The organism is Stenotrophomonas sp. PUT21 (assembly GCF_052232875.1).
Taxonomy (GTDB): Bacteria; Pseudomonadota; Gammaproteobacteria; order Xanthomonadales; family Xanthomonadaceae; genus Stenotrophomonas; species Stenotrophomonas maltophilia_N.
Genome location: NZ_CP197645.1, coordinates 2282635 through 2307777, shown reverse-complemented (window position 1 = coordinate 2307777; position 25143 = coordinate 2282635). Strand labels below are relative to the sequence as shown.

The following is a 25143-nucleotide window of genomic DNA, read 5'->3' as shown; positions in this document are numbered from 1 at the left end:
GCCCCACTGCAATTGGAACCCAGATGGCCACCAAACCCGCCAAGCCCAAGGCCGCCAAGCCGGCACCGACCCCGCCCAAGGCGGCTGCCCCCGCGAAGAAGGCCAAGGCCGCCAAGCGCGATGCTGCGCCCGCCGTTGCCGCGCCCGTGCTGTCGGATGTGCGCGCCAAGATCGACCATATCGACCGCAGCATCCAGGCGCTGATCGCCGAGCGCGCCAACTTCGCCCACCAGGTCGGCAAGGCCAAGGGCAAGCTCGCCGCCGCCGTGGATTACTACCGCCCCGAGCGCGAAGCCCAGGTGCTGCGCATGGTGGTGGACCGCAACGAAGGCCCGCTCAGCGATGAAGTGCTGGTCCATGTCTACCGCGAAATCATGTCCGCCTGCCTGGCCCAGCAGGAGCCGCTGAAGATCGGCTACCTCGGCCCGGAAGGCACCTTCAGCCAGCAGGCCGTGCTCAAGCATTTCGGCCGCTCGGCGCTGGGCCTGCCGCTGGCCAGCATCGAAGAAGTGTTCCAGGAAGTGGAAGCGGGCAACGCCGATTTCGGCGTGGTGCCGGTGGAAAATTCGGGGCAGGGCACCATCCAGATCACCCTGGACATGTTCCTGACCTCCAACCTGAAGATCTGCGGCGAAGTGGAACTGCGCGTGCAGCAGTACCTGATGTCGCGCAGTGGCCGGCTGGAAGATGTCGAACGTGTCTACGGCCACCCGCAGTCGTTCATGCAGACCTCCTCGTGGCTGCGCGCCAACCTGCCCAAGGCCGAGAAGATCCCGGTCTCCAGCAATGCCGAAGGCGCGCGCCGCGCCCGCAATGCCGAAGACGCCGCCGCGATCGGTGGCGAGAGCGCGGGGCATGTGTACGGCCTGAAGAAGGTGGTCACCAAGCCGATCCAGAACGATGCGGACAACACCACGCGCTTTCTGGTCATCGGCCGCAACATCTTCCCGACCTCCGGCCACGACCGCACCTCGGTACTGGTGTTCATCCACGACAAGCCCGGTGCCTTGTTCGATGTGCTCAGCCCGTTCGCACGGCATGGCATCAGCATGAACCGGATCGAGTCGCGCCCCTCGCACAACGCCAAGTGGGAGTACGGCTTCTTCATCGACCTGGCCGGCCATGTCGACGATGAGGCGATGCAGGCGGCCCTGGCCGAACTCAAAGCCCACTCGGCGCAGATCAAGATCCTCGGCTCCTATCCGGTCGCCGTGCCCTGATCCGAACGGCGCAGCGCCTTGCGCGCTGCGCCCGGCCCGCCGCCCCAGTGGGGCGCGGCGGCCCTTCCCGCATACCGTTGCATCGCCGCCGCGGCGGCCCGCCCCATAGGATTTCCGATGACCGCATCTCCGTACTGGATCGCCCGCAAGGGCCAGCCCCTGCAGGGCAGCCTGACCATTCCCGGCGACAAGTCGGTTTCGCATCGCTCGGTGATGTTCGCCGCGCTGGCCGATGGCGTTTCGCGCATCGATGGCTTCCTGGAAGGCGAAGACACCCGCGCCACGGCCGCGATCTTCTCGCAGATGGGCGTACGCATCGAAACCCCGTCGCCTTCGCAGCGCATCGTGCACGGCGTGGGCGTGGATGGCCTGAAGGCGCCGAGCGCCCCGTTGGACTGCGGCAACGCCGGCACCGGCATGCGCCTGTTGGCCGGGCTGCTGGCCGCGCAGCCGTTTGATTCGGTAATGGTTGGCGATGAATCGCTGTCGCGCCGCCCGATGCGCCGCGTGACCGGTCCGCTGGCCCAGATGGGCGCGAAGATCGAGACCGAGGCGGACGGCACGCCGCCGCTGCGTGTGCACGGTGGGCAGACGCTGCACGGTATCGCGTTCGCTTCGCCGGTCGCCAGCGCGCAGGTCAAGTCGGCCGTGCTGCTGGCCGGTCTGTACGCCACTGGCGAAACCTCCGTCACCGAACCGCACCCGACCCGCGATTACAGCGAGCGCATGCTGCGCGCGTTCGGCGTGGATATCGCGTTTTCGCCCGGCCAGGCCCGCCTGCGTGGCGGCCAGCGCCTGCGCCCGACCGATATCGTGGTGCCGGCCGATTTCTCCTCGGCCGCGTTCTTCCTCGTGGCCGCGAGCATCATTCCCGGCTCCGAACTGCGCCTGCGCGCGGTCGGCCTCAATCCACGCCGCACCGGTCTGCTGGCCGCGTTGCGCCTGATGGGCGCGGACATCACCGAAGAGAACCATGCCGAGCAGGGTGGGGAAGCGGTGGCCGATCTGGTGGTGCGTTATGCGCCCCTGCACGGCGCCGAGATTCCCGAAGCGCTGGTGCCGGACATGATCGATGAGTTCCCGGCCTTGTTCGTCGCCGCCGCCGCGGCACAGGGCAACACCGTGGTGCGCGGCGCGGCCGAACTGCGGGTCAAGGAATCGGACCGTCTGGCCGCGATGGCGACCGGCCTGCGCACCCTGGGCGTGCAGGTCGACGAAACCGAAGACGGTGCGACGATCCATGGTGGCGCGGCGCTGGGCAGCGGCACCATCGAGAGCCATGGCGACCACCGCATCGCGATGGCCTTCGCCATTGCCGGCCAGCTCAGCACGGGCGAGGTGCGAGTCAATGACATCGCCAACGTGGCGACCTCGTTCCCGGATTTCGAGGGTCTGGCGACCGGCGCAGGCTTCGGTCTGAGCGCCGCTTGAGGTAGCGCCCGGTTCTGTCGGGCGGCTGCGTCGAGACAGGCGTGGTTGCCGGGCAACGCCCGGCACGACTTGCGTCGGTGCTTGGACACGCGGGACGAAAAAAGGGGGGCCATCGGCCTCCCTTTTCGTTTCCGCCTCAGCGCCTGCGTTTAGCGCTCGGTGCGGAAATCCACCGGGACGCGCACCACGCTGGCTACGGCGCGGCCGTTATGCATCGCCGGCTCGAACTTCCAGTCGCGCACGGTGGTCAGCACCGCACGGTCCAGGTCGCGGTCACGGGTGCCACTGCGCTGCACAATGTTCGCCTCGGTCACCTGCCCGCGGGTATCCACGTTGAGGCTGGCCACCACGCTGCCCTGTACGCCGCTGCGCAGGGCAGTGCGCGGATAAGCGGGCTTGGCGTTGCTCGCCAGCGGGCGGGCCTCACGATTGCGCACGGCCGGGGTCGCCTTGCGCTGCTCGGCGGCCGGTGCTGCCTCTCGCGCTGCCGGGGCAGGCGCTGTCGCCACGGGGGTGGTCTCAGTGGCCGGCAGCATGCGCTGGCCCACCGGCGCATCATTGGTATCGCCCGGGGTGGCGTAACGCAGCCACACCAGCGCGGCGGCGAACATCGCCACGATCAACGCCACCCATAACCAAGGCGACGTGCGGCGATTGTGGGGCTCATCGATCACGTCGCGCTGATGCTGCGGCGAGCGGGGCATGTCCGGGGCATGGGTAACACTCATGGCTGACTCCTGGTGTCGATGTGACACCTGCAGTCTTGCCCGTACGCAGTTGCGGATGTGTCAGCGCACCGTCAACGCGACGACTGCATTCCCATCAGGGTTCAGTTTGCTGAGCCGTTGCAGAACCACCGTGTGATGCGGCGATGAATCACTGCGGAGTGAAATCGAAGGGCACTTCCAGGCTGCCAGGCACGGGTACGCCGTTGCTCTGCGCCGGCTGGAAGCGCCAGCGGCGCACCGCATCAGAGGCGGCGCGATCAAGGTCGCGTGAACCGCTGCGCTGGATCAATGTCACGCCCGAGGGATAACCGGTGGCATCCACATCCACGCGGACCACCACGGTGCCGCTGTCACCGCGGCGCAAGGCGGCCGGCGGATAGCTCGGCGGCGGCGACTGGTCGGCGATCGGCTGCGGGCGGTCGCTCGGCGCCATCGCCGCAGGCGCGGCCGGTGCGGCGGGCGCAGCCGGTGCAGCCGCCGGCGGCGGTGGGGCGGTCTCCACCAGCTGCGGCTTTTCTTCATTGGCCGGCGGCGCCTTGGCGTCGGGCATGTCGCTGGAACCGGCGGCAGCGGCCAGCGGCTCGGGCAGCGGCTCGACCTCGGCCACCTGGGCAGGGGTCTGCGCGGCCGGGTCGGCCTTGTAGAAGCCGTCCTTGCGGCTGCTCAGCCACACCACCAGGAACAGCAGCACGCCCGCACCGAAGGCGATCGCGGCGATCTTGAGGCTGCGGCGGGGCAGCTGGAAGGTGATGTTCTTGCCAGAAGTCGAGCGGGAAGCAGACATGGGGCATACCGTATGGATCACCGCGATTCTGCCACGCCCGGGATGAACCGGCGGCAGAAAAACGCATAACAGGCGATAATCCCCCTCCGAATCCGTAGACCCCTCTGCCGCCATGCTCGATCCAGCCCTGCTCCGCCAACAGCCCGCCGACCTTGCCGAACGCCTGCGCTCCTCGCGTGGTTTCGAGCTGGATGTCTCCGGGCTGGAGTCGCTGGAAGCCGATCGCAAGCGCATCCAGGTGCGTACCCAGGAACTTCAGAGCCTGCGCAACAGCCGTTCCAAGGCCATCGGCCAGGCCAAGGCCAAGGCCAAGGGCGAGGATGTCTCGGCGATCATGGCCGAAGTGGCCGCCTTCGCTGATGAACTGAAGGCCTCGGAAGTGGCCCTGGACGAGCTGCGCGAGAAGATCGAAGCGATCGCGCTGGGCATTCCGAACCTGCCGGCCGAGGATGTGCCGGCCGGCCAGGATGAATCGGAGAATGTCGAGCAGAAGCGTTGGGGCACCCCGCGCACGTTCGATTTCCCGGTGCTTGATCATGTCGAGCTGGGTGCCCGCAACCGCTGGCTGGATGGTGAGACCGCCGCCAAGCTGTCCGGCTCGCGCTTCACCGTGTTGCGTGGCCCGATCGCGCGCCTGCATCGCGCGCTGGCCCAGTTCATGCTCGACCTGCACACCGGTGAGCATGGCTATGAAGAGACCAACGTCCCGACCCTGGTCAACGCCGAGTCGCTGCGTGGTACCAGCCAGCTGCCGAAGTTCGAGGACGACCTGTTCAAGACGGCCGTGGGCGAGTCCACGCGCTACCTGATCCCGACCTCGGAAGTGCCGCTGACCAATATCGTGCGCGATGAAATCGTCGATGCCGAGCAGCTGCCGCTGCGCATGACCGCCCATTCGCTGTGCTTCCGCGCCGAAGCCGGCAGCGGCGGCCGCGACGTGCGCGGCATGATCCGCCAGCACCAGTTCGAGAAGGTGGAACTGGTCGCCGCCTGTACCCCCGCGCAGAGTGATGAAGAGCACCAGCGCATGACCCGCTGTGCCGAAGTCGTGCTGGAAAAGCTGGGCCTGCCGTACCGCAAGGTGCTGCTGTGCACCGGCGACATGGGCTTTGCCGCCATCAAGACCTACGACCTGGAAGTGTGGCTGCCCTCGCAGGACACCTACCGCGAGATCTCTTCGTGTTCCAACTGTGGGGATTTCCAGGCGCGCCGCATGCAGGCCCGCTGGCGCAACCCGGAAACCAGCAAGCCCGAGCTGCTGCACACGCTCAACGGTTCGGGCGTGGCAGTGGGCCGTGCGATGATCGCGGTGATGGAGAACTACCAGAACGCCGACGGCAGCATCACCGTGCCGGACGCGCTGAAGCCCTACATGGGCGGGCTGGATGTCATCGGCTGATCAGGCGCCGTGACGAACGAAAAACCCGCCGGAAGGCGGGTTTTTTGCTCTACCGGGGCGTCATCGGCGCCAGCACGCCCAGCGGCACCCAGCCAGAGGACGTGCCGCCGACCACCTCGCACCACACCCAGCTGTTGAGCTCGCGCTCCCCCCGCACGTGCTGACCCGCATCCACATCCAGTTCGCGCGCGCAGTAGGCCTCCGCCGCCACGGCATCGCCCTGCGCGTTGCGGCCGATCACCTGCGCCGGCACCCACCCAGCGGCCTGGCCCGGCGTCTGGCACAGATACCAGTTGTCCCAGCCCTCGGGCCCCTGATAGCGCTCGCCGACCTGCAGCGGGTCGCCGGGTTGCAGGGTGATCGGATGCGGGAATTCGCTGCGGTGGGCGGCGGTGACGCGGTAGTCCATGCGGGCGGATCCAGAGAAAGACGGATCAGCATAGCGATCTGCGCGACCGCCTTGGGTCGAATGCGTCACGTCGGGTGATTCCGGTACAGAGCCTGATCGGGTAAGGCGGAACTTCGTTGCGCTGTCGGTGTAGACCTTCATCGATCACCAGATGAATTCCCCGCCAGCGCGGAACCCGCTGCCCACAAGGCGCGCAGGGCAAAGGGGGCGGTTCTGGAGTTTCCGGCGGAGTCCGTGGGATGTGACCTGCGTCCACTCGCGCAGCCGGGCGGCAACGACGATGGATAACGTCATTCACCTCCCGCAGGACCCTCCCCGTGAACGCAGTGGGCACAACAACGCCGCCTTTCCACCCGGCAGGGGCTGCTGCGTGGGTGCTTCTGGTGATCGCCTGGCTGTGCTTCCTGATTCCCTTTCCGGGGCTGGGGTTCTTCATCGGCTGGCCGCTGAATCTGGTGGCCTTCATCCTGGCCATCGTGGCGATGTCCAGCGGTGGGGTGACCAAGGGTCTCGCACCGTTGCTGCTCTCGCTGATGGTCTCGCCGATGGTGTACTTCGTTGGCATCGCCATCTTTGCCGGAACGCTGAGCGCAGTCAGCGCCCCGCGGGCAGATGCGCATGCCGCCGAGACCGAGAGCGAGGCGATCAGCGTGCTGGCCGACACCATCGAGCTGGCCGCGCGGCAGCTGTATCTGGACTACCAGGCCAATGAGATCGCCGCCGACGTGCTCTACAAGGGCAAGCCCCTGGTGATCTCCGGCGATGTGGAGGCCATCCAGGGCGACTCTCTGGATCAGCCCGTCGTCCACCTGTCCGCCGGCCCTGACGCGCGGGTGCTGCTGATGGGGCTGACAACAACGGATGCCGCCGGCCTGCGTAAAGGCGAGGCCATCACCGCGGCCTGCACCGGCGATGGCATGGCACGGGAGACCCCGGCAATGCGCCATTGTGACCTGAGGTAGCTGAGGTAGGTTGCAGGCGGCCAGGCGCGCCGCGGCGGCAGGACGCCGGCAGCCGGCAGCCAGGCAAAAAGATGGCCCCGGAAGGGGCCATCAGGGGGAGCGCCGGCAGGGGAGATAAAACCGGCGTTCCACCACCACACCGTCACGACGAGGGGGAGGGAACGGTGTGGTTCGCCCGGCTCAGGCCGCGGCGAGTTCAGCCGGCCGCGGCAACGCGGCCAGCGCCTGCGCAATCGCATCGGTCCGGTGCTGCGGCGAATAGGCGATGCCCTCGGCGCGCACGAACTCGACGTTGTCGATGCCGAAGAAGGCGAAGACCTGGCGCAGGTAGGGGTCCTGGAAGTCGGTCGGGGCGCCGGTGTGCAGGCCGCCGCGGCTGCTGGCCACGATCACGCGCTTGCCGCCGGCCAGGCCCACCGGGCCATTCTCGGTGTACTTGAAGGTGCGGCCGGCCACCGCGAGGCGGTCGATCCACGCCTTGAGGGTGGAGGCGACGCTGAAGTTGTACATTGGGGAGCCGATGACCACCACGTCGGCGGCCAGGAACTGCGCCAGCACCTGCTCGGCGTCGGCCACTTCGGCCGGGTCGGACTGGGCCAGCGACGAGCTGCGCAGGTGCGGGACCGGCTGGGCGTCGAGGTCGCGGTAGCTCACTTCCAGGCCCGGCACCTGGTCGCGCCACTGCTGGACCACGGCGGCGGAGAGCTGGCGGGAAACCGAGTTGTCGCCAAGCACGCTGGCATCGATGTGAAGAAGCTTCATGGCAATCACCTGTTATCTGGGGAGGGGCGGGGCAAGGCGCCGCCGACGGAGATCAGGTTAGGTTGTTGCCTGTTTGGAATAAAGGTGGTTGAATACCACGTATTGTTCTATATCTGGAACTTCGGTATGCAAGACCTCAACGACCTCTACTACTTCGCCATGGTGGTCGATCATGGTGGCTTCGCCGCAGCAGAACGCGCGCTCGGCATCCCCAAATCCCGCCTGAGCCGCCGTATCAGCCAGCTGGAAACCGACCTGGGCGTGCGCCTGCTGCAGCGCTCCACGCGCCGTTTCGCGGTGACCGACGTCGGCACCAGCGTGCATCGCCACGCGCAGACCATGCTCGCCGAGGCCCAGGCCGCGCGTGAGGTGGTCGACCGCCTCAGCGCCGAGCCACGCGGCCTGGTGCGCGCCAGCGTGCCGGTTTCGCTCGCGCAGATGCAGCTGCCCAAGCTGCTGCCGATCTTCCTGGCGCAGTACCCCAAAGTGCGCCTGCAGCTGAACATCAGCAACCGCCGCGTGGACATCATCAATGAAGGCTACGACGTCGCCCTGCGCGTGCGTTCGCGCCTGGATGACGATGGCAGCCTGGTGATGCGCAGCTTCGGCCAGGTGCAGGAACTGTTGGTCGCCAGCCCGAAGTACCTGGATCGCGCTGGCCGCCCGAAAGATCCGGACGAGCTGACCAATCACGTGACCTTGAGCATCAGCGAAGACGAAGCCCGCCAGCGCTGGGAACTGCACGGCCCGGAAGGCGCGGTCCGCCGCGTGGACCTGCAGCCGCGCGTGGCCGGCTTCGACTTCCCGCTGCTGCAGAGCATGGTCAAGGACGGCTTCGGCATTACCATGCTGCCGGAAACGGTCTGCGCCGACGCCGTGCGCAATGGCGAGCTGGAAGTGGTGCTGCCGGACTGGTCGCTGCCGCAGGGCATCTGCCATGCCGTCTTCGCCTCCCGCCGCGGCCTGCTGCCGGCGGTGCGCGTGTTCATCGACTTCCTGGCCGAACACCTGCCGCCGCAGCTTGAGGCCTCGCGCCTGGATTGCGGCGGTGCGTGCGAGCGGGCCAAAGAGAAGATCAAGGCCAGTGCCTTGGGTGCGCTGGCGGTGGATGCGGGCTGAGCCCGACAGCCGGCGGGTGGGCAAATCCCACCTGAAATGCGAGAATGCGACCCCCGGCCCATGCCGGGGAGCCATGCCGGCCGGGGACGCTGCCCCGACCGGTTGCCCGGGTTGCAATGACCCGGGCACGCGGGGCGCGCAAAGCGTTACCGATACGGAGAGATGGCCGAGCGGTTTAAGGCACCGGTCTTGAAAACCGGCGAAGGGTCATTCCTTCCGTGGGTTCGAATCCCACTCTCTCCGCCAAATTCCCTTAACTCATTGATTTTAAAGTGAAGTCATTGAGCTGGATGCTTTGGAAAGCAGGAAGCATGTAGAGGAAACACTCGCATGCGCATCCCCCATCATCTGAGCCGTACATCGACCGGTCGCTGGTCCTTTGTCCAGCGCGTCCCCATTGACCTTCAAGCCGTGCTCGACTGCCGGCTGATCAAACGCACCCTTCGAACGAAAGACTTGGCTCAGGCCCACGTGCGTGCGGTCGTGCTGGGCGCAGGCTATGCTCGGCTCTTCGGACAGTTGAAGGATCAACGCGTGGCCAAGCTCAGCAAAACGGATGCTGACATCCTCATTGATCGTTTGACGAGCGCTGAAAACCTGCGCGAGCTCACGTTGAACCGGACTCGGGCAACGGACGGGACGGTCACGGAGCAATGGCAGATCGACAGTCCCAAGGATCTGAAACTCTTTCGGCAGTTGATGGAGCTGGAGGCCATGGCGGCAACGCTCCAGCAGCCTGAAGTAGCCCACCGGGGGTCGGCTCGCGAGATATGGCCGCAGGCGAGCCGCGCACCATCGGCGCCAGTCGCCCAGGCGATCGAGACGATGACGTTGGGGAAGGCGCGCGACGCGTTTCTGGCGACGCTCAAGCCCTCCACGCTGCCCAAAACTTACACGATCAAGAAGACGGCCATCGAAGCACTGGTCGCGTTCTTGGGCCCAAAGGCCAAGGTTCACGCGATCACGCGCTCGGACTTGGCGCGTTGGTACCAAGACATGCGGGAGAAGGGGGCTTCCACACCAACCTTGACCAACAAGCAAAGCTACATCGGCGGGAAGGGCGGGTTCTTCGATTGGGCCATGGCGTCTGGCCATTACCCAAAGGGGGACAATCCCGCGTCGGGACACGTGAGCTATTCGGCCCGGGAAAAGCGTGCCCGCAAGAAGCTAGGTTTCAAGGCCTACGACCGGTCTCAGATCCAAGCGCTCTTTGCCCCCGATGCGTTGGACCGGCTTCCAGAGTCCCTTCGTTGGGCAGCACTGATCGGCCTGTATACCGGCGCCCGCGCATCGGAAGTTGGGCAACTGCTCACCAAGGACGTGTTCGAGGAGGGAGGCATCGCCTGCATCCGCATTTCGGACGAGGGCGAGCACCAAAAGGTCAAAACGGAGGTCAGCCTGCGCACGGTGCCACTGCATCCCGAATTGCTCAAGATGGGATTCTTGGAGTGGGCCGGAGCGAAGCGTGAAGCCGGGGAAGCAAGACTGTTCCCGGCGGCCAAGGCAACGGCGGTGAATGGGCAGGGCAATTGGATCACCAAGGCCTTCAGTCGGCACCTGGCCGCGGTAGGGAAAGACTGGGAGCCTGCAAAGCGGGGATTCCACTCCCTTCGTAAAACGTTCATCCAAGAGCTTCAGGGCGCCGGCGTCGTTTCTGAACTTCGTGCGCAGATCGTGGGGCACGAGCTGGACGATGAGCATCATTCAACTTATAGCCGGGCCTTCACCGTGGGTGAGAAGTTGAACGGTCTTGGGGCGCTGTCGCCTGGTTTGAAAAAGCTGAGCTACAGACTAAGCCAAACGAGGTGATCTCGGTCGGATCCCCGAGCGATTGTTGCCGCATCGCTTATCACGGCCCGAAGGGCGCTCACCCGTGCAGCCATTGATGTCCCCGGGCTTTTCCAAGCCGTTCCACTTCCAATAGTGGGCCGCTACCATCAGTTAACCGTCATTTTGTTGAGAGTCCAATGTCACTGAACTCAGTACAGGGCGCCGAAACGGCACTTTTGGAACGCTATGCGCAGGCATTTGGCCGGACGAACGTGGCTTTTCAGCGCGGGGAGGGCGTGACATGGGCAAAGCTGAAGTCTGACATCGACGCAGAAGCAAATGCAGAACGTCGTGAGGCCGATGACCGAAGAATTGGGCGGAAACCTCGCTCTCATGCAGTGCCGTATACGTCTGCACAGGCCGCAGGGCTGTTCAAGGTCCATCAAAAGCGATTCGTTGAACTGGCCCGTGCGGAGAGCCCCGCCGGCCGTTTGTCGGATAAGCCAGGCGAACACGTGGTGGTGGGCTTGGTGCGCTTACTCGAATGGGCCGCACGCGTTCCAGCCCTGGCAGGGTGGAGGGCTTTTCGCGAAGACGGGCAGCGGTTGGGGAGGAGGTTGCCACCAGAGAAGAGCCTTCTGCATTACAGGTCGCTGACCAATGATCTGGTTGCAGTGCGTTCCATCAAGGCAGGGCGCGAGGATGGTCCAAAGGCCATTCAAGTCGTCGAGGTGGACCTGGGTGCCATGTCATCGCCCGTGAGAGCGCTGTTTCTTGATTTGCTCCAGCGCGCTGAAGCAGTCCAAGTCGATGCCCGCAACGTGCCCATGGCCTTGATAAGCGCAACACTATCCGCCACTTTCTCGATGCCTTGGACAAACGAGGCGCTGAAGGAGGCTTGGGGCGAGCGGTTCAAGAACGTGGTCCGCGAACTCCAATTCCACATGGGCCGGAGGGAGAGCGAGTTATGGGAGACCCTCAGGGCCCTGAACTCCCACGGGGGGGAGGAAGGAACCGCTCCTGATCAATTGCTCTCGGATCGCTTGGTGGCCGAAGCGAGCGAACTTCAGCAGGCGCAGGCCCACGCACGGGCGCTGCTGATGGCGGTGGGGCTGCCAGGAGCCGCAGAGGGCAATGGACGGAACTCGTTCCGTTTCTGATTCAAGTGCAGGACCGCATCGTTGGGCTCTCCGACTGCTCGTCGGAGGGCCTGAGAGGGGCAAAGGCGAAAGGCGGCGGCTCCCACCGCAGTCAGAATACGGCGAGGATGAATGGGGATTCAGGCGAAAGGGGGCGGCGACCCTTTCAGTATTTGTTGAGTGGGCAGATAAGCGGATTATTTCGATACACCCAACGGACATCTCGCCATGGATCCCCAAAGCAACCACGACGCAGCCCCCTCGCTTCCTTCCTCCCCCAAGCGCTTGGGCGCCAACGCTGTCGGCTATGACCGCGTCCCGGACGGGGGCACCACCACCACTTGGCTTACGCCGCCCCACCTGATCCACGGCGACGAGAGCCGGTCTTACACCGGGCTGGGTCCGTTCGACTTGGATCCCTGCACTCCCGAAGAGGGCATGCCGTGGCCGACCGCGTCCCGGTTGCTCAAGCCGAGCGATGACGGACTCCAAGCCCATTGGCCGAAAGACGATTTCGTCTTCATGAATCCCCCGTTCGGCCGCGGTCAAGACGACTGGATGAAGAAGATGGCCAATCACCCGGGCGGCGGCATCGCCTTGGTTTTTTCGCGGACTGAAACACGGTGGTTCCAGCAGTATGTGCTCAACTGTCCCTGTGTCAGCGCCGTTGTCTTCCAGCAGGGACGCTTGGCGTTCTGCAGGGCAGACGGGGCGCTGGGAAAGGCGCCGCCCTGTGGCGCGGTCTGGATCGGCTACGGAAAAGAAGGTGCACGCCGCCTGCGCCGTGCAGTAGCCGAAGGTCAGATCCCTGGCTTCTTCCTCGACATGGCCCGTGTAGGCAGGATTGCCGTCGCTCACGTGAAAGGGGCAGCCAACGATGAGTAAGCACCTTGGCAAGCCCGTTGTTGTTGGGCCGAAGCGTGGTAGTCGAGCGGATAGCTCATCGATCAATGGGCACTACATTGCCTTCTACGTCTGAAATAAGCGGGCGGCGCTGAGCGTCGCCCCCAATCCTGACATCCCACGCATCCACGCGCCTAATTGACCGCGGTGGCGGAGCGTTACTCAAAAAAGGACAGATTGTGAAAACCTACACCATCACCATTACCGGCACTGTTGGCATCAGCTACTGCGTGCCGCTGGATCCTGCAGAGGCCCCGCAAGATGCGATCGCGCGACTTGCCGCCAAAGACCCGCAGAGTCTGGCTGAAGCCATGAAGAAATGCGCCGCTTACGGGCTCGAGAACGTCGAGCGAGAGCTCACCTTCAGTGACGGTGACGAACACAACCAGCTGGTGCGGAACTACTGCCTGAGCTTCGAGCAGCGATTGGCACTTGCGTTCAACGCCCCCGACGCCGTGGGTGAACCCGGGGTGGAGCTGAGGGCGGATGCCCTGGCCAGCCGGCACTACCCGTTTGAGGCTGAGAGCCTGGAAGACGCCATCGCACAGTTTGCCTCGCTCACTGCGGAAGAGTTGAACGTACCGCACTGGGAGATCTGGGGCATTGACCTGGAGGCCGAGGTTCTTGTGTGGGATGAGCCGTACGAGGTCGATGAGCCCTGGCTTCTTGACGTGGTCTCTCACCTCGAAGTCTCATTTCTGTAAGCCCCGCGTTCCTGATGCGCAGTCTGTCCGTCTCGCACTCTGACGACTTTCATTCCAGTCCAACGGCCTTTGGTTCTCGCGCCCCCAAGCTGCTTCCTTATCGAGCGCGTGCCGTGCGTCTTTGTTCCATGGGTCTCAACCCCGCCGCTGAGGCTGTTGGCTATCACGTCTTGCGGCATCCAAAGCCGGGCCCTTGGCCCTCGGTCGCCCGCAGTCGGGCTCCTGCTGAGACAGTTGGAGCGGATTAGCGTTCGAAATGCTGGGCAGAAGGAGTAAAAGGGCAGCGCCTCGCCAAGCTCTTCCTTGCATCGGGCGACTGCCCGGAGCCCGCGGTTGAGGCTTGAAGGGGTGCAGGCGAGGTCGGAATGGCGTCATCCGGGAGTCCTACGAGGGGCGACTGGGAACATAGGTCTTTACCGCGCCACGTTACCCCGTCTTTAGCGGAGCGGGGCGGCATCGGGCCGAGTCGATTCCTATCCGGTCTGGGTATTGGTGGCCTTGCCGGGAAGGCATCGGCAGATGTGGGCACCGGCTGTCTGCCATTTAGTCCGAGGCATGAAATAAGGAACGCCCCATGCTTGACAACTGCATGGGGCGTCGTAGGGTTGAGTCGTGGCCCCCGGGACAGCAATCCCGGAGGCGAGCAAGGTAGAACGCAGCTACGCATGCCCAGGCAATGGCCCCTCGAGGTCCAAACTATCAAGCCTGAGCAAAGACGCAAGCCCTCCCTTTCTCCCCTCCATGACTGCCCACCCAGGTGTCGCTGGTAGCCGTATCGCGGTGCCCGGTGGAATGACCGGGCCATGCACAAGGAGCAGGCGCCTCATTGCGGGGCTCGGGGCTAACCATCCACTGAAGTGCGTGGGCTTTAATGCAGGGGGACAGGGTGTCGTACAGCCTGAAACCTGCGCCAACCAGGTGGTTCATGCGTCGCAGAGGCGCGGGGAGTGCTTGATCTGGCCCCGCTCGTGTGCCCTGTCGCGATCCGACTGCCAACGGTTTGTGGTCCATGGACGGCTGCTAGGATGATATTTTCTCGGCGACGGCTGGGGAGCGGGCAAGCCCACTGGAGAGACGCCTGGCTGTTGGCTGGGTGGCAGGACCCAGAGCCGGCGCGGTCAGACCGCGTGAACCTGCCGCAGCGGTGTCGTCTGATCATCACCGCGCCCGACTGTCGAGCCGCCGCAGCGCGGATCGTAACGGGGCTCAAGTCACCCCTGCCGCTGCTCAGCGGAGGTCCCAGGGGAGACTTTGCCCTTCATCGTCGAGGGAGCGAAGCGAACCTCGGGGATGAAGGGCAAAGCAGGGAAGATCAGCAGAGCGCTTAAGGGCCATCTCCAGGCGAACGATCCATGCTTTTCCTGATCAGCAAAGCATATGGGCCCGCAGTGAACAGCACAGGTGGCCGCCCGTTTAGATCATCAACTTCCATGAGGCTGACCGAAGGGCGCTACGCTTTACTTTTTTCCATATGGCGTTATTGCAAAGGGGTGCCTGACAACAAGGAACCTCATGCCATCGCCCAAGCAAAACCCTGACGACGCTTCCCACGAGCCGACCATAGGTCCTGCCGATATGGATCCTGAAGGTCCAGAGTTTGATCCCCAATATCAGCTGGTGCAGTCCGACTTCGGGCTCCATGTGAGACTGGGCAAAGAGGCCGATGAAGGGCTGCGAAGCGAGAACGACATTGCCGAGCTGGTTCGCAGCGCATTGTTCAACGGCAAGACCCTGACCCTTCACATCGAGCTGGGCCGGGCCCACCCGCCCGCAAATTGCGAGTGACGCTCTCATCCGGAAGGGATTCCATTTCCAGCAATAAATGCAGCAACTGCTAGGAACAAGACGGCAGCTCCGTAGCCGATGGCCCGTACGCGGCGGAATGTCCAAGAGGTCCTGGTGGAATCCATCTCGGGGTAGGCCTTGATCTTCTTGAACACCTCAGCAAAGCCGGTGTTGCCCGGCAATGACTCCTCCCCTCGCTCAATGGCCGCCGCGACATTCAAAGCGATGCCAGCGTAGCTGTCGAATCGGCGGTAGCTGTTTACAGCAAAGATGATGATGATCGCGCTGAGTGCAAGGATCGCTTCCGTGCCGTGGTGCTTTGAAACGGATGCGTAGAGCGCTGGAGCTCCGGTGATGACCGTCCCCATCAGGGTTAAAGCGGCGTTGGCGAGTGTGTCGTAGTGACGGTGCGAGCTAAGCGCCTCGTGGTAGGAATCGGCAGGGGTCATTGGAGGCATCACCAGCATGGGGAGTGTGTCGCAAGAATAATACGACGTCTGTAGAGGACAGGTATCTCTGGACATGGGGTTCGAAATGTCCACCTCATCCTTCAGTGTCACTCGCTCGCCGTCTAATGAGGAACGTTGTTTCATCTTGAGAGGTGGCTTGCCAAAGCCAAAGCTTTTGCTATGGGTATAGATACACACCCAAAAAGAAGGCCTCATGCACTCACGTATTCTCAACCTATCCTTTGCCTTGATCGGGCTGATCGCTGCCTCTGCGTCTGCGGCGGACAACGAGCCTCTGCCGCCCGGCCGCCTCGTCAAGGTTCAAGCGATGGCGCCAATGCCGGCCGGAGTGACGTCACCTCTTGGCGAGAGCCAGCTCGTGATGTCCGGCGGATCGCCAGCCCGCACTGAGAAGGACCTCGTGCTTGTCCTAGTGTTCGACCCAATGATGCTCAAGCAACGCTGGATCACTCAGGTCAACGATCCGACGCTGACCTTCCGCTCTGGTTTCGCCTGCATTTCTGGAGAAGGCAAAGCGGCGCGGGTCTATTCCCTGCCGGGGCCGACTCCATCCTGCACCCCTGACATGGGGACCGTCGTTGGCACGAACGCCCAGTAACGGCGCATCTATGGGCGTCCGCATTCCATCAGCCTTGTTTGACCCCGGCCCCATGACAGGGCCGGGAAGCTTCGAACTGCTGTCTATGGCGCCCGAAACCCGAGCGATCTACGAGGCCTCCCGGCGAAACACCCCTTGGGGGAACGACGTGGACAAGGCGTTGGAGGCCCACCGCAACGCCCACGGTGATATTGAACAGATCCTCCGCGCCCAGCGTGTGGATCCGTGCGACGCGATGCGGGGGCGCCCCAGCGAGCGTTACAGGGCTTACGTCGCCCAACGCCGCTATGCAGTGAAGGCCTACACTGAGGCTGGTCTGCCAGCGAGTGGGCAGGCCCGCGTGCTGGGGGTGTCTATTTCAACGATCCGCAACGACATCCGTGTACTGCGAGGGCTGTCGGCATTGCGTGGTGCCGTCGCCGATATGCGCGCCAGGTCTGTCCGGGCCAGCGGTTTGGCCGGAAATTCCCCGGCCCAAGTCCAAGCATTGTTGGGCAAGGGGCTCAGCCAACGCGATCTGGCGGAGCAGTTCAACGTGACGCGCCAAGCCGTCAGCAGCTTCTGCAAGCGCCACCGGTTGCGCCGCCCCAGCGCCCGGCCGTATTCCAACCTTCCCGCTGTCCCGCCGTCAGCGCCTTCGCATGCCTAGAGGGCTAGGGCTGTAGATGGGGAGGCACGTCGCGTTTCATCTCATGCCATGAGTCAGTGCCTCGTCACCGTTCGCCGATCTACAACGTGAACGAATACCAAGACAAGACTAGGCGCCCGCTTCGTTTGATCGGGGGGGCTAGAGTATGGGGCGATTCCTTGGCGAAAATGGCAGGAGCGGCTTGTGTTGCTGCAAGGCGTTCGCTCACGCTTCGGCTGATTGGGCGTGGGGCATAGATCAGTGACGCCGACGAGATGCGTCACTAAGTGGCGTCCATCCCACCATCGCCGCCTTCATCTCACGGTTCAGTATGCGCGCTTCCCAGCTGACTTCGTCCCAATCAAGGCGATCAAAAATGGGTCGCCTTTTGAATGACTGAAGCCAAGCTTTGGCGCGAGCACGTGTAGCGTCGATATTTCGGCACATCGGGCTGGGGCGGCTGGCATCGAGCAAAGCTAGGTTGAGCTCGAGTAAGTTGACCTCGATCAACACTTGAATCTGCATGGGCGACGGGGCCGTGGGATGGTCGTCCAGCCCGAACCAGCGCTTCAATCTTCTTAGCATTTCGTCTCATCCTTGAGTTCTCCAACTTCACTTGGAAGGCGGGCCAGCCAATGACTGCCAGCACGCGCGAGCGGTGCTTGGGCACGTGGAGTGCCATGAGTGCCAAGGCGGGGCAAGAGGGGGGCGGGGAGGGGGCCTTTGAGGCCAAGCGTCGGGAGATCGCCGCGGCGGATCGCTTTTACCTACGCCCCCGCATCCAGATGACCATCGGCAACGATGGGGTGCTGCACGCGTACGTCTATCTGATGTCCGAATCTTGGTATCCCGACAGCCCCGGATTCATTCCACGCGCTTCTGTGCGCGGTGATCGGCGGGGGATTCACGATCTTCCAAACGGTGGCAAATACCATGCGGCCATTCGCCTTTCGCCGGCCGATGCGCAAGACCTACAACGGGCCGGGCGAGACTTGGCCGGTGACCGAATCTTTTTCAGAGTCTTGAAAGGCAGACTGCAGGCGAACGGGCTCCCTTCGTTCGTACTGGAGATCGACCGGCTTGAGGTGGGCTTCCAAGGCCAAGTCGTCGGCATCACCCCGTCTCAGAGCAAGGACAATCTCGAAGGCCGCGTCCAGGGATCCGGCGGCTGACTGACGGATAGGGCTTGAATTGACTGCATCAGGAATTGGTGTAGATCGTGCACCATCACCCGGCGAGGAGAACGTCATGGCGCAGCACCTCACAGCACCCAGCGGTCCGGGCCAGCTTCTAGCCCCGTCCATCGTCCTTGTCCCGGTGGGTGGGGCATTCCTCATTGCGGCGTTGGAGGCATCGAAGACGTCTGTCCTGATCGCGGCCCTTTGCGCGGTTCCAGGCCTGCTGGTGCTTGGCCTCTTGGGATTCATTTTGCTGCTTCACATCCGCGCTGAGCGCGTCTGGGCGTGGCATTGCAGGACCGGCCAAGTGCCGGCGTTCAAGCCGGGGTTCGCGAAAGGACTTTTGGCGGGGGCGTTGGTCGGGGTTGGCGTCGTCGCATTGGCATTTCCCGTCAGCGTAACCCTTGCTTCCAGCCCAGAGTTCCACACGTCCGAATGGGGCCGCATGGCGCTGGGTGCAACGATGACGTTGGGCGTTCCCGTGATTGCAGGAGTGGCCCTCCTGGGCGGCTGGGCTTGGAACGCATGGAACAAAACCGCGCTGCCGGCTTGGGCAAACCGTCACTAGTGGCTGCATCAATCTCAACCAAGGTCTGGTTGGCCACCGACTCAAAGCAAAAGCCAACTTCCAGTGACGCATCAAGCGCCGAGCACTCACCGCCTCTCTCAATTGGTGCTCAGACGTTGTGGAGGAGGTTTGTGATGCCGCCGGCCGGACAGCTAGCAAGTCGAGACTGACTTCTTCAAATCAGCATTTCGCCAAGCCGACGCATCCAGCCGCGAACTTCGCTATCTGGGTCACGCTCATCGAGCATCGCTGATTTCATGCGGAGGAACCCCTGCGGAGCCAACTTTTTTGGCGTTGGAATCTCTAAGCGGACGACCCACGCCAGCATGAGCAACAAATGCCTCCCCGAAGACTTTTGGGCGGCTTTGCCCGCCACGGGGTGATTCGTGACTGCCATATCGAATCCAAACGCCAGCGCGACGGCGTCCTTGTGCATGCAGCCCTGAACTCATGCTTGGTCGTGACAACCGCCCATGATCGATTGCCACAGTCATGGAGGGCTTGGCGACATCACGGGCGAAGCCTGAACTCCCTCATTGGGTCGGCTTTCAGGGCTTTGGTCCACGGCATGTGACGTTGAACTCTTGGACGTCAATCCGTGGCGGACTGTAGAACTGCCGATACCAACGGTAAGCGATGGCTTGGCCCACATTGGTCTCCGTGCACGCGGGCAACCCAGTCTGGCTCCCGTAACCGCCGTTGGGCGCGCATCCTGGTTTGCCTGTGCAAGTCACGGAGGGCGTGGCGGACACCACGTAGGACTCGGGCCACTCCCAGCGATAGGGATTGTTCGTTTTCCCAACCAAATCTGCCGCGCATGCCTGACGACAAACCGCCATGGACGTGCCCCCACTGGTCGAGTTGTAATCGCAGTAGTGCATGCCCATGTTCGAGACGCACTCGAACTCGTAGGAGTAAGCGTAGTTGATGTTTCCCACGTCCCGCAACGCGTTGCACTGCTCCGCGTAGCTTGCGGACTCGTTGACGTTCGCCGGCCAGTTCCCGGGCATCGGGGCAGGGGTCTCCGTGCGAGTAACGGGGATGTTCTGTATGGCCCAGGTGAGGCGGGCCTTCTCTGCTGCTGTCAGGCCGACGACTGAGTCGTGATACCAGTAACCCACGCCACTCGATCCAGGGGGCGGCGGCAAGTCGTCGACGACTGCCGAATACCATGCAGCGACCTGTAAGCTGCCATCCGCACAACGAGGAGCCGAGGACACGCAGGTGTTTGCTTCGTTGCGTCGGTTACCCGTGTCTGCCCAAGCTGACCAGCCGCCGAAGATGGGGCTGGGAAGAGCCGTGGTGCCGGCAGGGCAGTGGTAGGTGACTGGACGGCGGGCCACCTGCTCGCGCTCCCACGTGTGGGTTCCTGTTTGCCCGGACGGGCACGCTTGAACGCTGGCAATCCACTGGGTGGTCTGTTGGTTGCTCGGCACAGGGCACGCCTGGCAGTTGTTGGCAATCTTCTTTGTCACTACGACGGGCCGGGCCCAGGCTTCGGGACTTTCCCACGCAGCGTCGGTGTTTGGATCAGCGCCTTCGTCCGGGCAGACGGTGCGGTTCCGGAGGGTTTCTGTGCCCCAGTTTCCCGCTGGACAGGTCCCGCTTTGGGTTTGCGACTCTGCCTGCCGACAAGGCACCAGAGCCGCAGGTAACGTTGGTGGAAGTCTGACGGGTGAGGGCTGAGGCACCAATGGGGTTGCCGCCGCAGGGGGCAGGTCGGGCATTGCAGGGGTGGCAGGAGACGGCACGCCGGGCAGCGCAGCGCCTGGGCCCACCAGCAATGCACCGCTTACGGCGGGCGCAGTAGAGATCGGTCCCGTGAGTGTCACCGCAGGGGCATCAGCAGCTAAGCCGGGGATGGGGAGAGCGGGTGGGATCAGGGTGGCAACCGAGTTCCCAGAGGCCATCCCGTTGTAGAACACCACCTCAAGCCGATCGCCGCCCGAGGCGCACGCAGTCGCCAACGTCGCGACGTCCAGGTCTCCGCCCCTGTCCCATTTCGCTGACACGTCGTCGACTCGAACATCCAACACGCTCGGGTCGCCCGCGAGGGCGGAGAGGAATGGCGCGCATGCCCTGGCAGGCAGACCGTAGAAAGCTGCGATGTAGCTGTCTCCAAACGTGCGAACGTTGAACGGGGAGATCGATATGTTCCCTCCCCAAGCATTGGTAAGCGATGCAGTGGCCGCTCGCCGGAAGTCCGTAGGTGCAAGATTGTCTTCAACGGTGCTGGACGCGCTCAGCCCTCTGTATGTGCCAAGAACGCCGTGCGATCGCTCGATGGCGCTGGCCAAGGTGCGCAGGTTCTCTACGTCAGAGGCGACCTTGACCCTCGTCTCCACGCGTGAGTAGAAGGCGAGCATCGCTGCGCTGACGATGGATATGGCGCCCAATGCTATGAGCGCCTCCATCAAGCCGAAGCCTGAGGCGATGGGATGGGGGCAACCGGGCAAATGACGTCTCTTCATGCACTCCAGCATGTGACGAATCTGGAATTGCGCAAGTCATAGCCATCGGCTCTATTTTAGTCAAATTTCTTTTAAAACAATGGGTTGACAATTATTTGTCGCATGGTTGCATGGGGTTGAGGCGGTTTGCAGGTGCAAACCGATCAATTCAAAAAGGAACGCTTCATGAAGATTTCCCCTGCGGTAATACCAATGACCATCACCGACTTGGCTGCATACCAACTGTTTACCGCTCCGCTTACTCGCGACGCGACCAACGGCATGGACCACCTCGCCGACAAGGTCCGGCGGCTCCGCCGGCTGGCGGGCAAGGCCCGCGCGGAGCGGCGGTGGAAGAAGGACGAGGAGCGCTTCGCATGAGCCCCCTGACCCTTGCGCTCTTGTGCGCCTCATTCCTCTCGGCGGCCCTGTTTTACAAGCCCCTAGTTCTCCATCCCATCACCGCGGCCGTGGCGCTGCGCCAGTTCTACAAGATCCCGCCAGCGAGCCGCCGCTCAGACGTCCTGCAGTCCGTGTCACGCGAATGGTGGGGCATGGTGCTGGTCCCTATCTATGCCCTATCAGTGGCGGTGCTGATCGCTGTCCTGGGAGGCGCGCTGTGAACCCACGAACTGAGAACCTGATCCGTTCCATCCAGCTGCTGGACAGGCCATCGTTCAATGGATGGGTCAAAGTACTGAAGGGAACACCCGCGCTGGACGAGCCCTTGCCCACCGGAATCACCGCATTGGCGGTCGCGTGTAAGCTCTATAGCCTGTCCGTGCGCAGCCAGCCGGATCAGGCGGAACAATTTGCGCGTATGGCGGCCACTCTTCTGTGCGCTGGCGCCGATCCCCAAGTATGCATTGGCCAGAAGAAGGCCCTGCGGTTCATCCCGTGGTCAAACAACCCAAGCCAGCGGGAGCTGGTGGTCGTGGAGCCGGGCATGTCTTTGGCAGAGGCTTGCGAGGGCCGCTTACCGCCCGCGGTTCGGCGGAGACTGCTCCAGAAGTCTAGGGCAGGGCACTACAATCGCTCAACCCAAGAAGGATGCCGTGGTTTGGCTATTCCTCAGGGTCCGCCTCATCAGCCGCAAGCTGGCTGAAGGCAGCCGTGAGCCCTAAGACTTCGCTGAGATATTTTTCGACATCCAACTTCAGAACATTGCGCCAGCGGTCAACCTTGTACGTGGCTCTCTGCTGAAGAGAATGATAGGAGAGCGCCGCAATGCGGTCTTGATGCACATCGTGCGCAAGCCTTGAGATTTCTGTTTCAAACCCTATAAAGGAATCGCCATCCTTGATAGTTAGGAAGCGTGAGATCGCGCCGAGCACCGTATGCCCACTCTCCTTGCCTGCAGTCAGATTGGGAGCGAGCGCTAGAGAGCCGCTACGTGTCACAAGCGATCGGAAGTGCTGAGGATCCTTGAAGCGCATGCAGGCGACGAAGCAGTCTATGAACGGGAAACGGACCGCGTTCTCAGGATAGCTTCGGACGAAGGCCATAAGCAGCGTGTGCGCCTGCAACATGTCACGCAGTTGGAGCTTCATGGTTCCGGCGATACGCCCGAACAACAGGCTGTACTCTGCTTGCTCTAGGCTGCTGCGGTTTCTCGCGTACAGGTCAAGATATCTTCCAGAGTGCATGCTGGAGAGAATTGTGCGCCGCATACTCTTCGCATCAGCGGGGTCTAGTCCGCCCGGAAAATCCTTGAAAAGATAAAAGGCGTGATCATCAGCACTCGGAGCTGGGAGGTTGAACTCAAAGTCAAAGAACTTTCGAAGGTAAAGCTCACCTTGCACCCCAGGTCCGTAGACGGTGTTCACCGCGTTCGGAAGGTTCTCGTAGTCCGTCGCAATCAAGAAGCACACCCCATCGACGATAAAGAAGTGCTTCATCCGCTCCAAGAACTTGATTGCAAAATCTGGTCGGCATCGGTCGAGTTCATCGACGACTATGACGATCGGCGACTTGCTTGGGGAACCCAAGGCCTTGTGCAGCTTTTCCTTCGCTTTGATGAGACTGTCTTTGAACTCCGTTTCAGCCGACTTGCGCTCGTGATCCCAGTCCAAGAAGTTCTGAGCCAACTGCGGCATCGCAGCAGCGATCTCGACGGCCTTCCCTCCGCCGGGGAGCAGCGTGCTGGCAAGGATGGACAAGACCGGCAGGGTGATCTTGCCTGCGGAGCCCGCCAGTCCTGTCACTATGCTGCCGATGTTCCTCTTCACCTTGCCATCTTCGATCTGCTTTAGGCGATCGCCAAGAGCGCTGGCCAGTGCGAGCAGAGGGTCATCCACATAGTCCGATTGCCACGCGTCTACGTGCACGACGGGAATCTTGATGGTCTCCTGAAGGTGGTGGCCGAGGCGCCGGAGGAACACGGACTTGCCTGTTCCCCAGCCGCCCTTCAGTGAAACGACAAAAGGCGCATCTCCCAAAGTAGAGATCAAGTTGCCTAGGATCTCGCCCTCTTTCTTCCTCGCAAGGGGATCGTCCGTCCACGGGTCCTTTGGATCAATTTCAGGGCTCGAAGCCTTGGCAAGCGACATGGGAGCGTCCGTACTATGGCAGTCAATGGCGAGGTTGCCTCAACAGCATGGGCTCTACAAGCACCAAGCGAAGCGAAGGCCATTGCTGTTCCATGGCTGGCAACAACCGCCTAGCCTTGGCGCATATGGGCGGCGGAGTTCCCGGACTTGGGCTCTCCCGAATTCTGAGAGGAATGCTGGCAAAGTTGTGGGATAGTTTGGTCTAGGCCATCGAACCTTTCCAATGAGCATACTCAACGTTCTGATCAGCCCTGACCATCTGGTCGTGGCCGTCGATACCCTCGCGGAAGATGCCGTGACGGGTGCCCACTCCGCCGGTGCCAAGCTCCTTCTGATTCCGCAGCACAACCTGATGCTCGCCACACGCGGATCGGCTCAGTTTTTCCTACGAATCTATGAGCTCGCCCTGCAAGCCAGCTTTCGGCCCGACTTCACTATGGAGCAACTGAGTGCTGAGCTGGGCTTAGTCATCGATAAGCTCTGGCCAAGCTATGAAAGCGCTGTGGCTAAAGCGGGCCTGCCCATTGAGAGCAATGGGACAGAACTGGTGCTTGGGGGCTGGTCTCCCCAAAACGGCCGGATGATGGCCACCGCATATGCCAAGACCGACAGCCAACACCCCGCGATCTCGCAGCCGATCTCGGGACAACTTGCGTCTCCTGGCGAACCCCTGCGAGAAGTAGCCCCGAGCATGGCGCAGGCCGATCTCATGATTGCTGCTCGGCTGCAAGCGTCCTACCTTAATGAGCAGATGGGCCGAACCGTTGCCGGTGGGAACCTGTTGATAGGCTTTTCCCAGAAAGGGCAGACGGTGTTGAAAGATCTTGGAGCAATCACAGTGGAAGGGGTGAATTGAGTGCCTGTATGCGCCTACTTGAACATGCTGGGCTTGAAGCATTCAGCCGTAGGCACTTATGCAGCGGCTTCATCTCGTAACGCAGAACGAGCGGAATGACTAGTAGTCCACTTCAGAGGTATGTGAAGTACCCTACTGAGCCATGGTTCTGAGCATGCGGCGGCCAGCGGACATGGAGCTGCGGCTCGTGCATCGCCTGGCCACGTGGCAGCTGCCAAGGCCAAGGCTGAAGAACAGTTCGCAACTGGCGTAGAAGTTGTTACCGGAAACTAAGGCAAGCATGGAGTGCGGCAATGTGCTGGAAATGCGAGGGTAGAGAGGAGAATGTTGTTGCTACCGAAGATGAGCTAAACACCCTTAATCAAGTACGGCGCGGTCAGGCCGTTGGGAAAACGTGGAAGGAACAACGTCGGTACGAGGCCGATGAGTGCGAGAGAAGGCGAGCTGCAGAGCTGAAAGAAAAGCTTTTGGTAGAGCTCAAAGGCATGGGTGAGGAGCCAAAGAAGAGACCAATTTAGGGGCCTCTGAGGCCCTCCAACGGTACTCCCACTCATCGTCTCCCTGGCTCTAGACAACGATTGAGTGATCGATGTCGTTCTAGCGGGCCAGACGACCCTAGGCCCTTTAGGGTCGAACAAAGGCTGAAGGGCACATTCAGGTCATAAGCCAGGGGTGGATGTATCCCGGATACCCGCAGCCTATAGGCATGCGGGCACAATAACGTCGGGTTT

General features: G+C 62.7%; 26 protein-coding genes and 1 tRNA gene. 18 read left to right on the top strand and 9 right to left on the bottom strand.

Translation table 11 applies throughout. The features are described 5' to 3' along the window. The first annotated feature begins 23 nt into the window (after positions 1 to 23). The gene (gene pheA, locus ACTT2I_RS10660) at positions 24 to 1220 is read left to right on the top strand and encodes a prephenate dehydratase (RefSeq protein WP_088434138.1); all 1197 of its coding nucleotides are present in this window, start codon (positions 24 to 26) and stop codon (positions 1218 to 1220) included. A 117-nt stretch (positions 1221 to 1337) separates the two neighbouring features. Then, positions 1338 to 2651 (top strand): 3-phosphoshikimate 1-carboxyvinyltransferase, encoded by a 1314-nt coding sequence (gene aroA / locus ACTT2I_RS10655; RefSeq protein ID WP_088434137.1) that lies wholly within the window; start codon positions 1338 to 1340, stop codon positions 2649 to 2651. 149 nt (positions 2652 to 2800) lie between these two features. Here the strand turns inward: aroA and ACTT2I_RS10650 are convergent, their stop codons facing one another. Both ACTT2I_RS10650 and ACTT2I_RS10645 read right to left on the bottom strand, forming a co-directional pair. Continuing rightward, on the bottom strand, positions 2801 to 3379 hold the full coding sequence (locus ACTT2I_RS10650) for an energy transducer TonB (protein ID WP_088434136.1): 579 nt from the start codon (positions 3377 to 3379) through the stop codon (positions 2801 to 2803). 148 nt (positions 3380 to 3527) lie between these two features. Beyond that, the gene (locus ACTT2I_RS10645; RefSeq protein ID WP_088434135.1) at positions 3528 to 4163 is read right to left on the bottom strand and encodes an energy transducer TonB; all 636 of its coding nucleotides are present in this window, start codon (positions 4161 to 4163) and stop codon (positions 3528 to 3530) included. 112 nt (positions 4164 to 4275) lie between these two features. On the opposite strand from ACTT2I_RS10645, the gene serS reads away from it, so the two are divergent. Beyond that, positions 4276 to 5562: a serine--tRNA ligase gene (gene serS, locus ACTT2I_RS10640; RefSeq protein ID WP_421099444.1), complete on the top strand. Its 1287-nt coding sequence runs from the start codon at positions 4276 to 4278 to the stop codon at positions 5560 to 5562. A gap of 49 nt (positions 5563 to 5611) precedes the next feature. Here serS and ACTT2I_RS10635 read toward each other — a convergent pair whose 3' ends face one another. Then, positions 5612 to 5971, bottom strand: coding sequence for an SH3 domain-containing protein (locus ACTT2I_RS10635; RefSeq protein ID WP_293980055.1), 360 nt, complete (start codon positions 5969 to 5971; stop codon positions 5612 to 5614). 317 nt (positions 5972 to 6288) lie between these two features. On the opposite strand from ACTT2I_RS10635, the gene ACTT2I_RS10630 reads away from it, so the two are divergent. After that, the gene (locus ACTT2I_RS10630) at positions 6289 to 6933 is read left to right on the top strand and encodes an OB-fold protein (protein ID WP_443096673.1); all 645 of its coding nucleotides are present in this window, start codon (positions 6289 to 6291) and stop codon (positions 6931 to 6933) included. 180 nt (positions 6934 to 7113) lie between these two features. Here ACTT2I_RS10630 and ACTT2I_RS10625 read toward each other — a convergent pair whose 3' ends face one another. After that, positions 7114 to 7695 carry an FMN-dependent NADH-azoreductase gene (locus ACTT2I_RS10625; RefSeq protein ID WP_421099446.1) on the bottom strand — a complete coding sequence of 194 codons (582 nt, stop codon included), beginning with the start codon at positions 7693 to 7695 and terminating at the stop codon, positions 7114 to 7116. 126 nt (positions 7696 to 7821) lie between these two features. On the opposite strand from ACTT2I_RS10625, the gene ACTT2I_RS10620 reads away from it, so the two are divergent. From ACTT2I_RS10620 to ACTT2I_RS10590, 7 genes are all read left to right on the top strand, one after another. Further along, positions 7822 to 8814 (top strand): LysR substrate-binding domain-containing protein, encoded by a 993-nt coding sequence (locus tag ACTT2I_RS10620; protein WP_019184298.1) that lies wholly within the window; start codon positions 7822 to 7824, stop codon positions 8812 to 8814. A gap of 156 nt (positions 8815 to 8970) precedes the next feature. Next, positions 8971 to 9060, top strand: a tRNA-Ser gene (locus ACTT2I_RS10615). 84 nt (positions 9061 to 9144) lie between these two features. Continuing rightward, positions 9145 to 10623, top strand: coding sequence for a DUF6538 domain-containing protein (locus ACTT2I_RS10610; protein ID WP_421099460.1), 1479 nt, complete (start codon positions 9145 to 9147; stop codon positions 10621 to 10623). A 158-nt stretch (positions 10624 to 10781) separates the two neighbouring features. Continuing rightward, positions 10782 to 11744 carry a hypothetical protein gene (locus ACTT2I_RS10605; RefSeq protein ID WP_421099461.1) on the top strand — a complete coding sequence of 321 codons (963 nt, stop codon included), beginning with the start codon at positions 10782 to 10784 and terminating at the stop codon, positions 11742 to 11744. 207 nt (positions 11745 to 11951) lie between these two features. Then, on the top strand, positions 11952 to 12608 hold the full coding sequence (locus ACTT2I_RS10600) for a DNA N-6-adenine-methyltransferase (protein WP_421099462.1): 657 nt from the start codon (positions 11952 to 11954) through the stop codon (positions 12606 to 12608). Between the two features lie 197 nt (positions 12609 to 12805). Beyond that, positions 12806 to 13330 carry a hypothetical protein gene (locus ACTT2I_RS10595; protein ID WP_421099463.1) on the top strand — a complete coding sequence of 175 codons (525 nt, stop codon included), beginning with the start codon at positions 12806 to 12808 and terminating at the stop codon, positions 13328 to 13330. A gap of 1512 nt (positions 13331 to 14842) precedes the next feature. Beyond that, positions 14843 to 15115, top strand: coding sequence for a hypothetical protein (locus ACTT2I_RS10590; RefSeq protein WP_421099464.1), 273 nt, complete (start codon positions 14843 to 14845; stop codon positions 15113 to 15115). A 5-nt stretch (positions 15116 to 15120) separates the two neighbouring features. Here the strand turns inward: ACTT2I_RS10590 and ACTT2I_RS10585 are convergent, their stop codons facing one another. After that, positions 15121 to 15564, bottom strand: a complete 444-nt coding sequence (locus tag ACTT2I_RS10585) for a hypothetical protein (protein WP_421099465.1) — start codon at positions 15562 to 15564, stop codon at positions 15121 to 15123. A 214-nt stretch (positions 15565 to 15778) separates the two neighbouring features. Between ACTT2I_RS10585 and ACTT2I_RS10580 the strand changes: the two genes are divergently transcribed. Both ACTT2I_RS10580 and ACTT2I_RS10575 read left to right on the top strand, forming a co-directional pair. Further along, positions 15779 to 16183, top strand: coding sequence for a hypothetical protein (locus tag ACTT2I_RS10580; RefSeq protein WP_443096672.1), 405 nt, complete (start codon positions 15779 to 15781; stop codon positions 16181 to 16183). 10 nt (positions 16184 to 16193) lie between these two features. Then, positions 16194 to 16832, top strand: coding sequence for a hypothetical protein (locus ACTT2I_RS10575; protein ID WP_443096671.1), 639 nt, complete (start codon positions 16194 to 16196; stop codon positions 16830 to 16832). 237 nt (positions 16833 to 17069) lie between these two features. Here the strand turns inward: ACTT2I_RS10575 and ACTT2I_RS10570 are convergent, their stop codons facing one another. Beyond that, on the bottom strand, positions 17070 to 17384 hold the full coding sequence (locus ACTT2I_RS10570) for a hypothetical protein (RefSeq protein ID WP_443096670.1): 315 nt from the start codon (positions 17382 to 17384) through the stop codon (positions 17070 to 17072). 107 nt (positions 17385 to 17491) lie between these two features. Between ACTT2I_RS10570 and ACTT2I_RS10565 the strand changes: the two genes are divergently transcribed. Both ACTT2I_RS10565 and ACTT2I_RS10560 read left to right on the top strand, forming a co-directional pair. After that, on the top strand, positions 17492 to 17983 hold the full coding sequence (locus tag ACTT2I_RS10565; RefSeq protein ID WP_443096669.1) for a hypothetical protein: 492 nt from the start codon (positions 17492 to 17494) through the stop codon (positions 17981 to 17983). A 76-nt stretch (positions 17984 to 18059) separates the two neighbouring features. After that, positions 18060 to 18557, top strand: coding sequence for a hypothetical protein (locus ACTT2I_RS10560; protein ID WP_443096668.1), 498 nt, complete (start codon positions 18060 to 18062; stop codon positions 18555 to 18557). Between the two features lie 175 nt (positions 18558 to 18732). Here the strand turns inward: ACTT2I_RS10560 and ACTT2I_RS10555 are convergent, their stop codons facing one another. Further along, on the bottom strand, positions 18733 to 18993 hold the full coding sequence (locus ACTT2I_RS10555; RefSeq protein WP_443096667.1) for a hypothetical protein: 261 nt from the start codon (positions 18991 to 18993) through the stop codon (positions 18733 to 18735). A gap of 112 nt (positions 18994 to 19105) precedes the next feature. Further along, positions 19106 to 20923, bottom strand: coding sequence for a type 4 pilus major pilin (locus ACTT2I_RS10550; protein WP_443096858.1), 1818 nt, complete (start codon positions 20921 to 20923; stop codon positions 19106 to 19108). Between the two features lie 270 nt (positions 20924 to 21193). On the opposite strand from ACTT2I_RS10550, the gene ACTT2I_RS10545 reads away from it, so the two are divergent. Beyond that, a complete protein-coding gene (locus ACTT2I_RS10545; protein ID WP_443096666.1) occupies positions 21194 to 21388 on the top strand; it encodes a hypothetical protein in 195 nt (64 codons plus the stop codon). After that, on the top strand, positions 21385 to 21630 hold the full coding sequence (locus ACTT2I_RS10540; RefSeq protein ID WP_443096665.1) for a hypothetical protein: 246 nt from the start codon (positions 21385 to 21387) through the stop codon (positions 21628 to 21630). The genes ACTT2I_RS10545 and ACTT2I_RS10540 overlap by 4 nt, the downstream gene beginning before the upstream one ends. A 441-nt stretch (positions 21631 to 22071) precedes the next feature. On the opposite strand, the gene ACTT2I_RS10535 is transcribed toward ACTT2I_RS10540, so the two are convergent. Next, a complete protein-coding gene (locus ACTT2I_RS10535) occupies positions 22072 to 23556 on the bottom strand; it encodes a KAP family P-loop NTPase fold protein (RefSeq protein ID WP_443096664.1) in 1485 nt (494 codons plus the stop codon). A gap of 223 nt (positions 23557 to 23779) precedes the next feature. On the opposite strand from ACTT2I_RS10535, the gene ACTT2I_RS10530 reads away from it, so the two are divergent. Continuing rightward, positions 23780 to 24412 carry a hypothetical protein gene (locus ACTT2I_RS10530; protein WP_443096663.1) on the top strand — a complete coding sequence of 211 codons (633 nt, stop codon included), beginning with the start codon at positions 23780 to 23782 and terminating at the stop codon, positions 24410 to 24412. Positions 24413 to 25143: the final 731 nt, after the last annotated feature.

Bases quoted from the DNA above. Each gene is read 5' to 3' on its own strand.
- ACTT2I_RS10605 (WP_421099461.1), top strand. From the start codon at position 10,782: ATGTCACTGAACTCAGTACAGGGCGCCGAAACGGCACTTTTGGAACGC.
- ACTT2I_RS10650 (WP_088434136.1), bottom strand. From the start codon at position 3,379: ATGAGTGTTACCCATGCCCCGGACATGCCCCGCTCGCCGCAGCATCAG.
- ACTT2I_RS10625 (WP_421099446.1), bottom strand. From the start codon at position 7,695: ATGAAGCTTCTTCACATCGATGCCAGCGTGCTTGGCGACAACTCGGTT.
- ACTT2I_RS10560 (WP_443096668.1), top strand. From the start codon at position 18,060: ATGGCGCAGCACCTCACAGCACCCAGCGGTCCGGGCCAGCTTCTAGCC.
- ACTT2I_RS10635 (WP_293980055.1), bottom strand. From the start codon at position 5,971: ATGGACTACCGCGTCACCGCCGCCCACCGCAGCGAATTCCCGCATCCG.
- ACTT2I_RS10545 (WP_443096666.1), top strand. From the start codon at position 21,194: ATGAAGATTTCCCCTGCGGTAATACCAATGACCATCACCGACTTGGCT.
- ACTT2I_RS10555 (WP_443096667.1), bottom strand. From the start codon at position 18,993: ATGCACAAGGACGCCGTCGCGCTGGCGTTTGGATTCGATATGGCAGTC.
- ACTT2I_RS10645 (WP_088434135.1), bottom strand. From the start codon at position 4,163: ATGTCTGCTTCCCGCTCGACTTCTGGCAAGAACATCACCTTCCAGCTG.
- ACTT2I_RS10610 (WP_421099460.1), top strand. From the start codon at position 9,145: ATGCGCATCCCCCATCATCTGAGCCGTACATCGACCGGTCGCTGGTCC.
- ACTT2I_RS10550 (WP_443096858.1), bottom strand. From the start codon at position 20,923: ATGCTCGCCTTCTACTCACGCGTGGAGACGAGGGTCAAGGTCGCCTCT.
- ACTT2I_RS10600 (WP_421099462.1), top strand. From the start codon at position 11,952: ATGGATCCCCAAAGCAACCACGACGCAGCCCCCTCGCTTCCTTCCTCC.
- ACTT2I_RS10565 (WP_443096669.1), top strand. From the start codon at position 17,492: ATGAGTGCCAAGGCGGGGCAAGAGGGGGGCGGGGAGGGGGCCTTTGAG.
- ACTT2I_RS10575 (WP_443096671.1), top strand. From the start codon at position 16,194: ATGGGCGTCCGCATTCCATCAGCCTTGTTTGACCCCGGCCCCATGACA.
- ACTT2I_RS10620 (WP_019184298.1), top strand. From the start codon at position 7,822: ATGCAAGACCTCAACGACCTCTACTACTTCGCCATGGTGGTCGATCAT.
- aroA (WP_088434137.1), top strand. From the start codon at position 1,338: ATGACCGCATCTCCGTACTGGATCGCCCGCAAGGGCCAGCCCCTGCAG.
- ACTT2I_RS10540 (WP_443096665.1), top strand. From the start codon at position 21,385: ATGAGCCCCCTGACCCTTGCGCTCTTGTGCGCCTCATTCCTCTCGGCG.
- ACTT2I_RS10580 (WP_443096672.1), top strand. From the start codon at position 15,779: ATGCACTCACGTATTCTCAACCTATCCTTTGCCTTGATCGGGCTGATC.
- serS (WP_421099444.1), top strand. From the start codon at position 4,276: ATGCTCGATCCAGCCCTGCTCCGCCAACAGCCCGCCGACCTTGCCGAA.
- ACTT2I_RS10530 (WP_443096663.1), top strand. From the start codon at position 23,780: ATGAGCATACTCAACGTTCTGATCAGCCCTGACCATCTGGTCGTGGCC.
- ACTT2I_RS10585 (WP_421099465.1), bottom strand. From the start codon at position 15,564: ATGACCCCTGCCGATTCCTACCACGAGGCGCTTAGCTCGCACCGTCAC.
- ACTT2I_RS10535 (WP_443096664.1), bottom strand. From the start codon at position 23,556: ATGTCGCTTGCCAAGGCTTCGAGCCCTGAAATTGATCCAAAGGACCCG.
- pheA (WP_088434138.1), top strand. From the start codon at position 24: ATGGCCACCAAACCCGCCAAGCCCAAGGCCGCCAAGCCGGCACCGACC.
- ACTT2I_RS10590 (WP_421099464.1), top strand. From the start codon at position 14,843: ATGCCATCGCCCAAGCAAAACCCTGACGACGCTTCCCACGAGCCGACC.